Below are 14,038 nucleotides of genomic sequence, written 5' to 3' on the forward strand. Positions count from 1 at the left end.
AGCGCGCCGGAGCCGCGCCGGGGTCGCGGCGGGGTCGCGGCGGGCCTCGGCGAGCAGGCGCCGGTGGCGGAGGTGCTCGCGGTGGATGTAGACGGTCGCAGCGACGTCCACGGCCGCCAGGTCCACATCGACGACCGCCGCGGCCGGGCCGTCACCTGCCGGTGCGGCGGCGGTCCAGGAGGCGCGGATCGCGGCCGGCGCACGGCGCCCTCCAGGATCGAGCACAGTCGGGCTTCGGTGCTGGTCGGATCCCTCGGCGTAGTCGGAAGCCGTCGTCCCCGGTGTGACCCGTGTGGCTGGTGTGCCCCGTGTGCTGGGCGCGTCCGGGCGGAGGTCACCGACGGCGTGCCTAGGGTGCCTTTGATCCCGGTTTGCCGCAGTGGGCGGTGGCTGGTCGTCGAGGAGAGGCCGATGAGGCAGAGGTTGTGTTGGATCGCGTTGAGCGCGCTGGTACTGGCCGCCGCTCCGGTGACTGCCACGGCAGCGAGCCCACAGGCCGCGCGTTTTGTGCCGGCACCTGGTTCGGACAGCAGCGTGGTGACGGTGCGGACCGGGGGAGACCGGGTCTCTGAGGACGCGGCGGCGCCGCTGGCAGGAGTGGGCCTCGCGCTGTACGCGAGTCCGGACGCGACCGATCCAATCGGACAGGCGTGGGCCCGGTGCACGTCCGACGCCGAGGGGGACTGCAGCTTCGTCGTCCCGGACACCGCCGCGGGCCAGGCGAACCACTCCGCGGTGATGACGGTGCGCCAGACGGCGGCGCCGACCGGGTGGTACACCAACCCGGTGCTGCGCACCGGACCGGGCAGCGGCTCGGGGTCGGTGGCCTCGCCCTACCGGTTCCAGACCCCGCCGCTGCAAGCGGGGAACACCTACCGGTCGACGCACGAGTTCATGTACAGCTCGAACAACGGGCTGCCCACACGGTCGGGCGGGGTATGGCAGTCCTCGCGGGACAATCCGCCGCTGCCGCCGTCGTGCGGTCTGGACGTCGCGGTCGTGCTCGACCTGTCGGCGTCGGTCGGCAGCCAACTGCCGGCGCTGAAGGCCGCGACGGACGCCTTCACCGACGCGCTGACCGGCACGCCCTCGCGGATGGCGCTGTTCTCCTTCGACGAGGCGTCGCCGTCCACCAGCGTGGGCGTGAACTATCCGCAGCTGCGTTCGGTGTCCACGCAGGCCGGAGCGGACTCCTTCAAGGACCTGTACGCCGACTGGACGCTGGGCAAGGGCACGAACTGGGACCAGGCGCTGTGGGCGGTGGCGCAGGCACCGGAGCACTACGACGCGACCGTGGTACTGACCGACGGCAACCCGACCCGTTTCGGCGAACGCCGGGGCGACGGGTCGAACACCCACTTCATTGACGTGGAGAACGGCGTCTTCTCCGCCAACTCCGTGAAGGCGAAGGACACCCGGGTGATCGCGCTGGGTGTGGGCAGCGGCGTCGCGGGGGTGTCCGGGCTGAACCTGCGGGCGATCTCCGGACCGACCGCGTTCGACGGGTCCAACACCGTGGCCGCGGACTACTTCCAGACCGCTGACTTCGGCCAGGCCGGCCGCCAACTGCACGACCTGGCAGTGGACAAGTGCACCGGCACGATCAACGTGGTCAAGCAGATCACACCGGCCGACACCACCGGCGAAGACGTGACCGGCTCGGTTCCGGCCGGTCCGGGGTGGACCTTCGCTGCCTCCACCACCACACCGGGAGTCACCGGCCTGCCCGACTCCCAGACCACCACCGCCGACGGCACCGGCACGGTCACCTTCACCCCCGGCTACGGCGCCAACCCCTCTGCTGACGTCACGGTGGACGAGATCCAGCACCCCGGATACCAGCTGGTCACCCAGGGCGGCCAGAACGCGGTGTGCACCGACCTCGACACCGGCCGGCGCGTACCGGTGGAGAACACCGCGTCTGCGGCCGGCCCCGGCTTCGCCGTCGACGCTCCCCGCCAGGACGCGGTCACCTGCACCGTCTACAACCGGCCCGCGGAGGACGACGGCGAAGCCGACCTGACCGTCGACAAGGAGTGGGACGTCGACGGGCACCTCTACCCCGAGGGCACCCAACCCGACGGCCTCGACGCCCAGCTCACCCTCACCGGCCCCGACACCGCGTCACCGACACCGCAGCCTTGGGGCGTCGCCCGCCCCGGCTACACAGTGGGCGACCAGGTGACGATCGGTGAACAGGTCCACCTGGGCAACGACGCCTGCACGCTCACCCGCTCCGAAATCACCGAGATCGACGGCACGCCCGTGGACCTGCCCTTGCCGTACGAGACCACCCTCACGGCACACCACCAGCACGCCACCGTCACGAACACCGTGACCTGCTGCCCACCCGATGACGGCGGCGAGCACGGCGGCTACGGGAGCAGCACCGACGCGCACGGCGCAGACGGCCGCCATGGCGTGACCGTCGCCCGCGGCCACCGCGCCGCCCTGGACCGCCCCGGCCGCTGACCGGCCGGCCGACCCCTGCGCACCACCATTCCAGCGCCAGCCTGCATCCCAGTCTCGGCGGACGGTTCCCCGACCCATGCTGGTTCGCGCGCGTACCCGAGGGTGGAGATCCCGACGTGGGCCACACCCGCTACGTGCGGGCCGCGTTCGCGGCTGCCGACGACGCGGTCTGCGACGCCCTGGCCCGCGGCTGGCTGCCGGGCGAGCGGGTCGCGGTCGTCCACGCCGCGACCCGGGCCGACCTCAGCCCCTGCTCACCTGCGGCGACGCCACCGACGTCATTGTGACCGCCGCCGACGTGGGTTTCGACGGCGAAGAGATGCGGCTCGGGGCGTCGGTGGGGATCTACGACCGGCCCGCGCAGGAAGTCTGCCGTCCCTTCCCCAAGGGCACACGAGGGTTCGTCCTGGGCGAGGGGCCGCGGCAGAATCTACGAGCACCCCGGTCACCAGACTGAATTTTCCGTGGGGGTCGGCGCCAGCCCGACCCGGCGCCGCAGCGAGGCCTGCTCCTGATCCGTCAACCGGACGTGGCACCGGCGCCGCGCCGGACCGCCGCGCCCGCGTTCCACGACGACGGCGGGTGACTTCGGCGGGTCATAGCGCTCGACCCGGTCGACCGAAGCCCCGGGGCTTGCAGGTCAGGATTTCAGCGCGACCTCGTGGCTGGACTCGGTGGGCAGCACCCGGCCGCGGCAGCCTCCCAGGATCCTGCCCATCGCGGTCTTCTCCGCCGAGGTGATCCACAGCTTGTACTTCGTCTTCACCGCGACCTGCCGTGCCACGTACTCGCACCGGAATCCGGCCGCTGCCTGCGGCAGCCAACCGCTGGCGTCGTCGTCGCCCTTGTCGTCGTTCGCCGGGCCGTCCGCGGTGGTCAGGTTCAGCGGATCGTTGGCCAACTGCTCGCGCACCGGCTTCGACAGCGCCTTCGCGCCGGTCTGCCAGGCGTTGCCGAGCGCCACCATATGGTCGATCCGCACCGCCGGACTCGTCTTCCGGCCCCGGGTGAAGCGGATCGTCCGGCCGGTGCAGGGGTCCTTCAGGACACCGGACTCGACCTCGCACCTGCCCTCGAGCTTCACCTCGGTGAGATCACGCCGCAGGATGTCGTCCCTCGTCTCGCAGCCGTTGTGGCCGCCGGACGCGCCTTGGCCGTCGGACGCGCCTCGGCCGTCGGTCCACGCCGCGCCGAAGTCGGCGATCCGGTCGTAGCCGGAGATCGGCCCGTCCGGCTTCACCGCGAGCTTCGCCAGCGCCCCCAGTGCCGACCCGCTGCTGATGGAGCGGCGACACCCGCGCTCCGCGCGGGCACCTTCCCGTTCGCGCTATCGGACTTCGGCTGGCAGCCCGCCAGCACCAGCCCCGCCAGATGAGTGCGCAAGGACGGATCTAGGACGGATCCAGGACGGAAGCTCTTAGCCTCGATTAGCAGGGTGACAGTCGGCTGGGCCGCCTGGTGGCCGGGCCACGGCCCCGCACGGCATCCGAGCGGGATGCATCACCCATCGCCGGATACTGACAACTATGAGGACTGGGAGAAACACTCAATGGCTCGTGTGATCACGGCTCTCGGCGCGCTTGTGTTGGCTGGGGCATCGATCCTCGGCGCGTCCTCGCAGGCGTCTGCGGATCCGAATCCGAACGTTCACGACTCCAACCCGCAGATGGCCACGCTGATCACCCAGTACCACGCGGGGGTCTACAGCTCCCCCTGGGCGGACTCCAAGAAGATCGACGGCCTCATCCTCGCGCCGGGGCAGCAAGCTTACGTGGACTGCTGGGTGTCCGGCGGCACCGTCGGCACCACCGGCGACGTCTGGTACCGCACCTCGGGGATCATGGTGAACGGCACCTACCTCGATGTATATACCTCCTCCGGGGGCCCCGGCTGGACCTACGGGCCGTACGTGGATGGTGACCAGAGGTTCTGGATGTCGCCTGGTGGTCTGCCCCACTGCTAGTGCCGCATCAGGCAACGTTCGCCTGATCCGAGCCGAGATCCTGATCCGCGCGCTGGACCGGCGCCCCGGTAGCGAGTCCGACGACCAGCAGTCCTGAACCCTGGCTGCGCCGCGCAACCGGCTGCGTCACGCCGCCCACGGCGGGCCCGGCATCGCGGTCACCGGCTGGCCCGTTCGGCGGGGGGGCTGCTGCACGATCGGGTGACATCTGAACTGGCTTGTCCTGTAGGGCAGGTGGGAAGGATGTCGCTGTGCCCAAGCCTTATTCCGAAGAGTTCCGCCAGGACGTCGTGCGGGTCGCGAGGAACCGCGGTCCGGGTGTGACGGTCGAGCAGGTGGCCACCGACTTCGGCGTCCATCCGATGACGCTGTTCAAGTGGATGCGCCATGCGGACGTCGACGAGGGACAAAAACCGGAACGTCCAGCCAGGAGAGCGCGGAACTGCGGGAGGCACGTCGGCGTATCAAGCTGCTGGAGCAGGAGAACGAGGTCCTGCGCCGGGCCGCGGCCTACCTTTCCCAGGCGCATCTGCCGGGAAAAGGATCTACCCGCTCGTGAAGGAGCTGGCCGGAGACGGTGTTCCCGTCACGGTCACGTGCCGGGTCCTGAAGCTCGCCAGAGCGCCCTACTACCGCTGGCTTGACCAACCGGTCACCGGTGCCGAGTTCATGACGGCCGCTCGCGCGAACGCGCTGTTCGATGCCTATCGCGAGGACCCGGAGTTCGGCTACCGCTTCCTGGCCGACGAAGCCCGTTCCGTGGGAGCCGGCATGGCGGACCGGACCGCGTGGCGGATCTGCCGGGACAACCGCTGGTGGAGCGTGTTCGGCAAGAAGCGGGGCAAGTGCAAGAAGGCCGGACCGCGTGTTCACGACGACCTCGTCCGCCGCGACTTCACCGCAAGTGCGCCGAACCGGCTCTGGCTCACCGACATCACCGAACACGCCACGGGAGAAGGAAAGCTTTATCTCTGTGCGGTCAAGGACGTCTTCAGCAAGAGGATCGTGGGCTACTCCATCGACTCACGGATGAAGTCCCGCCTGGCCGTCGCCGCCCTGGACAACGCGGTGGCCCGACGTGAAAACGTCGCCGGATGTGTTGTCCACAGCGACCGAGGATCCCAGTTCCGTTCCAGGAAATACGTCCGAGCACTGGACCGGCATCGCATGGCCGGATCGATTGGGAGGGTTGGGGCAGCCGGGGACAACGCCGCCATGGAGTCCTTCTTCAGCCTCCTGTAGAAGAACGTCCTCGACCGACGCACCTGGGCCACCCGCGAAGAACTGCGGATCGCGATCGTGACCTGGACAAGCCGCCCTCGGTCGGCTCACACCCGTCGAATACGAGACCGTCATGACCACACCGGCCCTTCAGGCCGCGTGACCCAATCTGTCACCCAACGCTGCAGCAGACCCCAGGCAGACTGCATTGCCTGGGGTCGTGCCGTGCCCCGATGCAGTATGAGTTCAGAGCTACGGCTGGAGGCTCGCTTGACCAGGGAACAGCTAATTGCTCAGCACGAGCTTGCAGGCAGACTACCGAGGCGCTGGGCGCACTCTGAGGGTGTTGCAGCACGCGCTGGGACGCTAGCCGAGATCGTCGGCGACCGCGCGGCGCTCATCAATTCGGCGGCGGTGCTGCATGACGTCGGGTATGCGCCTCGGCTGGCTGTTACCGGGTTTCACCCGTTGGACGGGGCGCGGTTTCTGCGGGATGAGCATGGGGTTGATGAGCGGGTGACGCGGCTGGTGGCGAATCATTCGTTCGCGTTGTTGGAGGCGGAGGAGCGGGGGCTGCGGGCGGTTCTGGAGGGCGAGTTTCCGCTGCTGGAGGATCAGTTGCTGGTTGATGCGCTGGTGTATTGCGACATGACGACGACGCCCGACGGCGAGCCGACGACCGCGCGGGAGCGGGTTGCGGAGATCGTCAGCCGGTACGGGGCGGACAGCATTGTGGGGCGGTTCATTCGGCGGGCGGAGCCGGAGATCTACGCGGCGGTGGCGCGGGTGGAGGCGGCGCTCAAGGCTCAGCCGAGGTGGGGGTAGGTGCCGGCGAGGTAGTCGCCGATCTGCTGGCGCATGCTCGCGTGGATGTCGTACGCGTCGAGGTCGTCGGGCTGGACCCAACGGACGCCGTCGGCCTCGTCGTTGATGGTCGGCTCGCCGCCGACCGGGCGGCCGATGTAGGTGTTCTCGTACTGCTGGCGGATCTCGCCGTCGGTGTAGGCGACGATGTGCTTGGGGTTGGTGTAGACGCCGAGGAAGCCGGTGATTTCGGCGATGATGCCGGTCTCTTCGAGGCATTCGCGGATCGCGCACTGGGCGGCGGTCTCGCCGATGTCCTGGGCTCCGCCGGGCAGGGCCCATTGGCCGGTGTCGCGGCGGCGTTGGAGGAGGATCGCGCCGGAGTCGTCGACGACCAGGAGGTTGCTGGCGGGGATGAGGGTGTTGGCCTTGGGGGCGTTGGGGTCGTTGTAGTACTCAGTCCTGCCCATGTGTGGTGGCCTCTTCCCGGTCGGGCGTCCAGGGGCGTGCGCCGGCCCAGACGGCGTCGAAGCTGTGAGCGTACGTGTCGAACCAGCCGTTGGTCTCTGCCCACTTGAGGAGGAGGACGGGATTGGCGCTGGCGGGGTGGCCGTAGATGTGCGGGTTGGCCAGCAGGGTGTCGTCGTAGCGGAAGAGCGAGGTGTAGAGCGTGGTGTCGTGCAGCCGCACCTCGCAGCCGGCCACCGTTAACAGCGAGCGGTAGTAGGTGAGGGAGGCGCGGATTTTGGCGGCCAGGGTGTCGCCGATGCCTTCTTCGCGGCCCCGGATGGTGACGGCTTGTCCGCCTGGGTCGCCGAAGCACAGCCGTACGCGGACGCCGTCGGCGGCTCGGGCGGCGAGCATGCGGGCGACGTGCGGGTTGCTCTGGGCGAAGAAGGTGCCAGAGAAGACGAGGACGTCGATCTGTTCCTGGGCCTGTTGGAGCAGGCCCAGCCATATCTCGCGCGGGACGCTGGCCCGGTTCGGGTACGTGCCGAGCAGCTCCGTGCCCTGGGTGGCGGCCGCCGGCCTGCTCAGAGCCTGCGGGGCGGGCCAGAGGAAGGTCTCCTCCACACGGAGGTGTTGGGCGACGCGGTGGCGGTGCCGGGGGTGGGGGATGCGTCCGCCGAGCCAGCGGCCGACGGTCTTGGGATCCACTTCGCACGCTTCGGCGAGCAACTCGGGCGTGACGCCACGCTGGGCGAGTACGGAGTGAAGTCGCTCGTTCACAGAAGCCATACAAGTGCAGGGCCAGGCAGGTGAGCAAGCCCGATGGGGCGGCCGTCGGCGGAACCGATGATTCCCGACGGGCACCTACGCTGGCCGTATGGCGCTCATCGTCCTGTGGGACATCGACCACACGCTCATCGACAACGCCGGTGTGAGCAAGGAGATTTACGCCGCCGCATACGAGGCGGTGACGGGGAACCGTCCGGTCGCGGCGGCCGTCACCGAGGGGCGTACGGACCGCCTGATCATGCGGGACATGTTCGGCCGGAACGGTGTGGCCGAGCCCGAGTGGCCGGACGTCGAAGCCGCACTCGTCCAGGCGGGAGCGGACCGGCTCGGAGCACTCCAAGCTCGTGGGACGGCGCTGCCCGGAGTGCAGGACGTGCTCAAGGCCGCTGCGGCACAGCCTGGTTGGGTCTCCTCGGTGCTGACCGGCAACATCGCCGCCAACGCCCGCGTGAAGCTCTCGGCCTTCGGCCTGGACGCGCTCCTTGACCTGCCGGTCGGGGCGTACGGCGCCGACGCCGAACAACGGCCGCACCTGGTCGATGTCGCCCGCCGTCGTATTCACCGCAACCTCCCCACCGGGACTCCCGTCGTCCTGGTCGGCGACACGCCCCGGGACGTCGAGGCCGCCTTGACCTCGGGTGCGCACATCATCGCCGTGGCCACCGGCGTCGACAGCCCCGCCGCACTCGAAGCCGCCGGCGCCCCCGTCGTGCTGCCCGACCTGTCGGACACCGACCGCGTCCTCCGTCTCCTGGAGGACATCGCGCGGGCCTGAAAACGTCCCAGGACGTCCTGGGCGCGTCCCTTTACGCGGTGACGCGGTCCCGTGCAGCCCGGCCACGATCAGGGCCTCAACCAGGCACCACGCCCAGGGAGGTCACAATGATCACGGAGATCACCGGCATCAAGACGATCCGGATGCTCTACCTGCAACTGCTCTACCGCTGCAATTTCGCCTGCCAGCACTGCTTCCACGGTGAACGCCTCCAGCACGCCGACGCGTTCACGCTCGAAGAGGCCATCACGCTGATGCGGCTGATGCACAAGGAGTACGGCACCGAGGCCGTCAACCTGCTCGGCGGCGAGCCGTTCGTCTACAAGGACCTGCCCGAGGTCGTCCGTTACGCCAAGCAGGAGCTGGGCCTGCACGTGGAGATCTGCACCAACGGTTACCGCATCGAACGCCGCCTCACCGAGATCGCCCCGCACCTCGACCTGCTGCGGATCTCGCTGGAGGGCAACGGCACCACCAACGACGCCATCCGGAAGTTCGGCAGCTACCAGGGAGCCTTGTCCGCTCTGGCCCACGCCCGCGACCTTGGCATCCCCACCGGCGCCACGATGACGGTCAACGCCCACAACATCGACGAAGTCCTGCCGCTCGCCCGCACCCTCCAGGACTACGGCGCGCGGCAGTTGAAGCTCCACCACCTGCGGCCGGTCGGCAACGCCGCCCATCACCCCGAACTCCTCATCAGCGGCACTGCCGCGTACGGCCGCCTGCGTGAGCAGCTCCGCGCCGCCGACGACCTCACCATCGAGGTCATCGTGGACGAGGATCTGTCGGAGGTCGACCCACCCGAGGTCTGCGAACCGCTCAGCGGCGCCGCCGCGATCCCCCGGATCGAGGCCGACCCGCGCGGCGCGCTCACGATGTCCTGCAAGGCGGTCGGGAAGGACGCGCATGCCTTCTGGTACGACAAGGAAGCCGGGCACGTCGTCCACCGCCCCTCCGCCACCGATGAACTCGCCCTCGCCGTGCCCGGCGTGGTCTACGCCCGTGCCTAGGCAGCCGCTCTTCGAGAGCCTCGAAGGTTTACGCGGCACCGGGAAATCCACCGTCGCACCGCTACTCGCGGCAGCCCGAGGCGCCGTCCTCATCCCCACCGTGCCCGCGCTCTACCAGTCGCTGCGCCAGGAGATCGACGCACGGGACAACGTAGAAGCCCGGATGGCGTTCTACCTCTCCGCACTGTTCGCGGCCACCGACGACATCCGCGCACATCTATCCGCCGGCACCCCGGTCGTCGTGGACAGCTACTTCGCCCGCTGCCTCGCCAACCACCGCGCCTACGGCTCCCGCCTCGGCATCACCCTGCCGCCGGATCTGCCGGAGCCGGTCACGTACAGCCTCGTGTGCGACGAGAGCGAACGCCGCCGCAGGCTCGCCGCCCGCCACAAGCCGACCTCACGCTGGGACGGCCTCGCCGAAGAGGTCGCCGAACAGATCACCCACGCCTACGCCCCCTTCCCGATGCACCGCGTGGACACCACGGGCCGCACGCCCGAACAGGTCGTCCACGCCATCCTCGACGTCACTGCCCAAGGAGTCAGCGGTGCAGACCCTGAGCCGGTGGGAGCACACCCTCACCTTCTTCCCCCAGTTCCGCGCGGCCCTGTCGGAACACGCTGGCTCTGACGCCACCGTGCTGGTGATCGGAGCGAGCGACGGCAGGCTGGTTCTGCCGCTGGCCGCAGCCGGCCACCGCGTCACCGCGATCGAACGAGACCCGGTAGCCCTTCAGGGTGGACTCGTCCGCCTGCCCGACGGCACCGAGGCCCACGCCCCGGGCCTGACCGAGCGGCTTCAACAGGAAGAGCTGTCCGACCGCGTGGACATCGTGGAAGGGGACTTCCTCGACGCCGGCCTGCCCGCCGACGCGCAGTACGACGCCGTTTGGACGAGCTGTTCCTGGCATTACAGTGCCAACCACCACCGCCCCCTGGCCGACTTCATCACCCGCATGCAGGGCCTGGTGCGCGTCCATTGTCTGTTCGGCGCGGAGTTCATGATGCCCGTCACCGCCCGACAGCACCTGAGTGAGCATTACACGTCTCCCGAACGACTCAGCCCGCTCTTCTCCGACGGCTGGAACGTCCAACTGACCCTGCGGTCAGGCGAGTACGTCGAAGGCCCGCACATCGGCCAGCCCCACCCGCACACCCACCGCATGGGCCTGCTCCTGGCGACCCGCACCAACCCTGTGACCCCTGAAAGGGCATGAAGCGATCATGAAGCACGAGTACGAAGCGAAGTTCCTCGCCGTTGACGTCGCCGGGCTCCAGGCCAAGCTTGCGGCCCTGGGCGCGGTCCAGGCGTTTCCCCGCACCCTGCTCACGCGGAAGATCTTCGAGAGCGACGTCCTCGACGGCTCCCAGTGGGTCCGCCTGCGCAACGAGGGCACCCGCACGACCCTCACCCTCAAGCAGGTCACCGACGCCACGTCCATCCACGGCACTACCGAGATCGAGACCGAGGTCGGTGACCTCCACGCCATGGCAGAGATCCTCACCAACCTCGGCCTGCGCGAGGTCCGTTACCAGGAGAACTTCCGCGAGGAATGGCAACTCGGCGACGTCGCCTTCGACTTCGACACCTGGCCCGACCTCCCCACCTTCCTGGAGATCGAAGGACCCGACGAACCCTCCGTCCGCGACGCCGCAGCCCGCCTCGGCCTCGACTACGCGAACGCCCGCTTCGGCAGCGTCGACGCCATCTACAAAAGCGAAGCCGATCGCGACATCCTCGCCGAACCGACCCTCCTCTTCTCGGACGCCGGGAAGAACGGCGAGCCCGCGACGGCCTCGCAACGTCAGTGATTGCCGGAGCACAGCCGTGCTGACGGAACTCTCCCTCCAGCATCGCGTCATCCCCGGGATCGCCGCCTTCGCCCGCGGCGGCCTCCCGGAACCAGCGACGACCGACGACGGGAATGACTGGACCGACGGCTACTGCTGGCTGTTCTGCGGCCAGCAGTGGACCCGCGTCCTGTGGATCGGCCCGGCGAACGTCGCCGGAGCCCAGGCACCGATGTACGCCTGCGGCCCCTGCATCAACGAACTCCAGGAACGGGTCTGGCAGGCAATCCTTCTCACCGACGGCCCGGCGCAGCCCGGTTCAGTCCACCGCCGGAGCCGGGACGCTCGCCAGTGAGGGCCGGTGGCGCGCGGCACCGACGTCGCCAGGCTTGACTTGGCAACTGTTCGCCCGGCCCGGATGGAACGGCTGCGGTCAGGTCCGCTGAGCAGTCCTTCTCTCGGAGGGGTCCACCGCATGGTGGACCCCTCCGAGCTTCGCCCAGGAGGACGGCTCCTGGCTGCACCCCGGCAAGGTCACCGACCTCTTCGAGCGGCCCGTGGCCGCCTCCGGCCTGCCACCGGTCCGGCTGCACGACCTCCGCCACGGCGCCGCCACCCTCATGCTCGCCGCCGGCGTCGACGTGAAGGTCGTCTCCGACACCCTCGGGCACAGCGACACCCGGATCACGCGCGACATCTACCAGAGCGTCCTCCCCCAGGTCGGCAGAAGCGCAGCCGAAGCCACCGCCAAGCTCGTCCCCCTCCAGCGCAAGGCCGAGGCGGAGCAGGCGCGGAAGACCGCGAAGGAATCCCAGGCCAGGGCCAAGAAGAAGGCCAGCGGAAGAAGCCCAAAACCTAGATCCAAAAGCGCTCCGCTCACGCCTCGCTCACGCAAGCCGCTCAGCGCCGTCCGGACGGTCGGACGTGGCGGGGCGCGGAAAAGGAAAAACCCCAGGTCACGGCGAGTGAGTCCTGGGGTTCTTCGGAGCCGCCTTCGGGATTCGAACCCGAGACCTACGCATTACGAGTGCGTTGCTCTGGCCAACTGAGCTAAGGCGGCGCGCTGCGCCTGGATACCAAGGGTGGCAGGCGCAGCGGCGCCAAGTCTACAGGGTTCCGGGGGGTGGTTCGGACCGTTGGGGGATCAAGGGGGGTGCAGGTCAGGGGTTAGGTGCACTTCTGGTCTTTGGGGGGGACGGTGTCGTCGAGGAGGTAGGCGTTGACGGCGGTGTCGATGCAGTCGGAGCCGCGGGCGTAGGCGGTGTGGCCGTCGCCGTCGTAGGTGAGGAGGTGGCCGGAGGAGAGCTGGGAGGCGAGGGAGACGGCCCAGGCGTACGGGGTGGCGGGGTCGCGGATGGTGCCGACGACGAGGATCGGGGCGGCGCCCTTGGCCTCGATGCGCTGGGCGTGGCCGGTGGACGGCAGGGGCCAGTAGCCGCAGATGAGGGAGGACCAGGCCAGGGTCGTACCGAAGTGCGGGGAGGCGGCGCGGAAGGAGGGGAGGGCGCGTTCGACGTCGGCCGGGGAGGACAGGGCCGGGGGCAGGTCGAGGCAGTTGACGGCGGCGTTGGCGTACATCAGATTGCTGTACTTGCCCTTGTCGTCGCGCTCGTAGTAGCTGTCGGAGAGCTTGAGCAGCGGGCCGCCGTCGTCCTTGAGGGCGCTGGCCAGGGCGCCGCGCAGGGTCGGCCAGGCGCCCTCGTCGTACATCGCGGCGATGACGCCGGTCGTGCCGAGGGCCTCGGTGAGCGGGCGGCTGGTGCCGGTGGAGAGCGGGTGGCTGTCCAGGGAGGCGAAGAACGCGTCGAGGTGCTTGCCCGCGTCGTCGGTGGACGTCGTGCCGAGCGGGCAGTCGGAGCGTTTGACGCAGTCCGCCGCGAACGCCTTGAAGGCGACCTCGAAGCCGCCGGCCTGGGCGCGGCTGCTCTCCAGCGCGCCGACGGAGGGGTCCATGGCGCCGTCGAGCACGAGACGGCCGACGCGCTGCGGGAAGAGCCCGGCGTAGGTGGCGCCGAGGAAGGTGCCGTACGACTTTCCGACGTACGTCAGTTTCTGGTCGCCGAGCAGCGCGCGCAGGATGTCCATGTCGCGGGCGGACTCGACGGTCGAGACGTGGCCGAGGATCTTGGCGGAACGCTTCTCGCAGCCGTTGGCGAAGCCGCGGTCGGCGGTGACGAGCTTGTTGACCTCGGCGTTGTCGTCGGGCGTGGTGTCGACGGCCGTGAACGCGTCCATCTGCGGGTCGCTGAGGCATTCGACGGGCTCGCTGCGGGCGACGCCGCGCGGGTCGACGGCGGCCATGTCGTACCGCGAGGTGACCGCGGTCGGGTAGCCGAGGGCCGCGTACTGGAGGTAGTCGATCGCCGAGCCGCCGGGGCCGCCGGGGTTGACCAGCAGCGAGCCGAGCCGTTTGCCGGGGCCTGTCGCCTTCTTGCGGGCGACGGCGAGCTTGAGGTCGTCGGCGGTGACGGGGTGCGCGTAGTCCAGCGGGACCTTCATGGTCGAGCACTGGAAGCCGGGGACGCCGCAGTCGTGCCACGACAGCTTCTGTCCGTAGTACGGCGCCAGGTCCGCGGGACTCTCGGACGGCAGCGGTGTGAGCGAGGTGGTGGCGGGGACCGGCGACGACGCCGCGGCCTTGTGCCCGCCCCCCTCTGAGGTGCATGCGGACAGCAGCAGTCCGGTCACCGCGATCACGGTGGCCGGGATGCGGAGCAGGCGCTTGGAGTGCATCGGCGGCTCGGATCCTCCCGTCGGGTG

The 14,038-nt window shown here is 69.5% G+C and carries 14 protein-coding genes, 1 tRNA gene and 2 pseudogenes; 12 read left to right on the forward strand and 5 right to left on the reverse strand.

All coding sequences use genetic code 11. From position 1 onward, the window contains the following. Positions 1-543 precede the first annotated feature (543 nt). Together ACZ37P_RS05960 and ACZ37P_RS05965 are read left to right on the forward strand one after the other, a co-directional pair. Complete coding sequence (locus tag ACZ37P_RS05960; RefSeq protein ID WP_467345057.1) at positions 544-2,472, forward strand: vWA domain-containing protein; 1,929 nt, start codon at positions 544-546, stop codon at positions 2,470-2,472. 116 nt (positions 2,473-2,588) lie between these two features. Beyond that, positions 2,589-2,759 (forward strand): hypothetical protein, encoded by a 171-nt coding sequence (locus tag ACZ37P_RS05965; protein WP_391159500.1) that lies wholly within the window; start codon positions 2,589-2,591, stop codon positions 2,757-2,759. Between the two features lie 353 nt (positions 2,760-3,112). On the opposite strand, the gene ACZ37P_RS05970 is transcribed toward ACZ37P_RS05965, so the two are convergent. Further along, positions 3,113-3,712, reverse strand: coding sequence for an HNH endonuclease family protein (locus tag ACZ37P_RS05970; protein ID WP_467345060.1), 600 nt, complete (start codon positions 3,710-3,712; stop codon positions 3,113-3,115). A 309-nt stretch (positions 3,713-4,021) separates the two neighbouring features. On the opposite strand from ACZ37P_RS05970, the gene ACZ37P_RS05975 reads away from it, so the two are divergent. From ACZ37P_RS05975 to ACZ37P_RS05985, 3 genes and pseudogenes are all read left to right on the forward strand, one after another. After that, on the forward strand, positions 4,022-4,435 hold the full coding sequence (locus ACZ37P_RS05975) for a hypothetical protein (protein ID WP_467345061.1): 414 nt from the start codon (positions 4,022-4,024) through the stop codon (positions 4,433-4,435). 251 nt (positions 4,436-4,686) lie between these two features. Continuing rightward, positions 4,687-5,819 (forward strand): annotated as a pseudogene (locus ACZ37P_RS05980) (IS3 family transposase). Positions 5,820-5,896: 77 nt separating this feature from the next. Next, positions 5,897-6,481 (forward strand): HD domain-containing protein, encoded by a 585-nt coding sequence (locus tag ACZ37P_RS05985; protein WP_467345062.1) that lies wholly within the window; start codon positions 5,897-5,899, stop codon positions 6,479-6,481. On the opposite strand, the gene ACZ37P_RS05990 is transcribed toward ACZ37P_RS05985, so the two are convergent. Both ACZ37P_RS05990 and ACZ37P_RS05995 read right to left on the reverse strand, forming a co-directional pair. Continuing rightward, positions 6,463-6,930, reverse strand: a complete 468-nt coding sequence (locus ACZ37P_RS05990) for an NUDIX hydrolase (protein ID WP_467345064.1) — start codon at positions 6,928-6,930, stop codon at positions 6,463-6,465. The genes ACZ37P_RS05985 and ACZ37P_RS05990 overlap by 19 nt on opposite strands. Further along, complete coding sequence (locus ACZ37P_RS05995; protein ID WP_467345066.1) at positions 6,917-7,690, reverse strand: XRE family transcriptional regulator; 774 nt, start codon at positions 7,688-7,690, stop codon at positions 6,917-6,919. Before ACZ37P_RS05995 ends, ACZ37P_RS05990 begins: the two co-directional genes overlap by 14 nt. A gap of 97 nt (positions 7,691-7,787) precedes the next feature. Between ACZ37P_RS05995 and ACZ37P_RS06000 the strand changes: the two genes are divergently transcribed. From ACZ37P_RS06000 to ACZ37P_RS06030, 7 genes and pseudogenes are all read left to right on the forward strand, one after another. Continuing rightward, complete coding sequence (locus tag ACZ37P_RS06000; RefSeq protein WP_467345067.1) at positions 7,788-8,474, forward strand: HAD family hydrolase; 687 nt, start codon at positions 7,788-7,790, stop codon at positions 8,472-8,474. Positions 8,475-8,581: 107 nt separating this feature from the next. Further along, a complete protein-coding gene (locus ACZ37P_RS06005) occupies positions 8,582-9,487 on the forward strand; it encodes a radical SAM protein (RefSeq protein ID WP_467345069.1) in 906 nt (301 codons plus the stop codon). Beyond that, the gene (locus tag ACZ37P_RS06010; protein WP_467345071.1) at positions 9,480-10,118 is read left to right on the forward strand and encodes a P-loop nucleotide/nucleoside kinase family protein; all 639 of its coding nucleotides are present in this window, start codon (positions 9,480-9,482) and stop codon (positions 10,116-10,118) included. Before ACZ37P_RS06005 ends, ACZ37P_RS06010 begins: the two co-directional genes overlap by 8 nt. Next, positions 10,036-10,704: a class I SAM-dependent methyltransferase gene (locus ACZ37P_RS06015; RefSeq protein WP_467345073.1), complete on the forward strand. Its 669-nt coding sequence runs from the start codon at positions 10,036-10,038 to the stop codon at positions 10,702-10,704. The genes ACZ37P_RS06010 and ACZ37P_RS06015 overlap by 83 nt, the downstream gene beginning before the upstream one ends. Before the next feature lie 7 nt (positions 10,705-10,711). Continuing rightward, the gene (locus tag ACZ37P_RS06020; protein WP_467345074.1) at positions 10,712-11,299 is read left to right on the forward strand and encodes a class IV adenylate cyclase; all 588 of its coding nucleotides are present in this window, start codon (positions 10,712-10,714) and stop codon (positions 11,297-11,299) included. A 16-nt stretch (positions 11,300-11,315) separates the two neighbouring features. Continuing rightward, entirely contained in the window at positions 11,316-11,633 is a 318-nt protein-coding gene (locus ACZ37P_RS06025) for a hypothetical protein (RefSeq protein ID WP_401309654.1), read from the forward strand. Positions 11,634-11,796: 163 nt separating this feature from the next. Next, positions 11,797-11,928: pseudogene (locus tag ACZ37P_RS06030) on the forward strand (tyrosine-type recombinase/integrase); the annotation flags it as partial. A 336-nt stretch (positions 11,929-12,264) separates the two neighbouring features. Here ACZ37P_RS06030 and ACZ37P_RS06035 read toward each other — a convergent pair. Together ACZ37P_RS06035 and ACZ37P_RS06040 are read right to left on the reverse strand one after the other, a co-directional pair. Further along, positions 12,265-12,338, reverse strand: a tRNA-Thr gene (locus ACZ37P_RS06035). Positions 12,339-12,445: 107 nt separating this feature from the next. Beyond that, on the reverse strand, positions 12,446-14,011 hold the full coding sequence (locus ACZ37P_RS06040) for an alpha/beta hydrolase (protein WP_401716804.1): 1,566 nt from the start codon (positions 14,009-14,011) through the stop codon (positions 12,446-12,448). Between the last annotated feature and the right edge of the window lie 27 nt (positions 14,012-14,038).

Source organism: Streptomyces sp. NPDC024632, from assembly GCF_055559175.1.

Bases quoted from the DNA above. Each gene is read 5' to 3' on its own strand.
- ACZ37P_RS06020 (WP_467345074.1), top strand. From the start codon at position 10,712: ATGAAGCACGAGTACGAAGCGAAGTTCCTCGCCGTTGACGTCGCCGGG.
- ACZ37P_RS05975 (WP_467345061.1), top strand. From the start codon at position 4,022: ATGGCTCGTGTGATCACGGCTCTCGGCGCGCTTGTGTTGGCTGGGGCA.
- ACZ37P_RS06040 (WP_401716804.1), bottom strand. From the start codon at position 14,011: ATGCACTCCAAGCGCCTGCTCCGCATCCCGGCCACCGTGATCGCGGTG.
- ACZ37P_RS05985 (WP_467345062.1), top strand. From the start codon at position 5,897: ATGAGTTCAGAGCTACGGCTGGAGGCTCGCTTGACCAGGGAACAGCTA.
- ACZ37P_RS06005 (WP_467345069.1), top strand. From the start codon at position 8,582: ATGATCACGGAGATCACCGGCATCAAGACGATCCGGATGCTCTACCTG.
- ACZ37P_RS06000 (WP_467345067.1), top strand. From the start codon at position 7,788: ATGGCGCTCATCGTCCTGTGGGACATCGACCACACGCTCATCGACAAC.
- ACZ37P_RS05990 (WP_467345064.1), bottom strand. From the start codon at position 6,930: ATGGGCAGGACTGAGTACTACAACGACCCCAACGCCCCCAAGGCCAAC.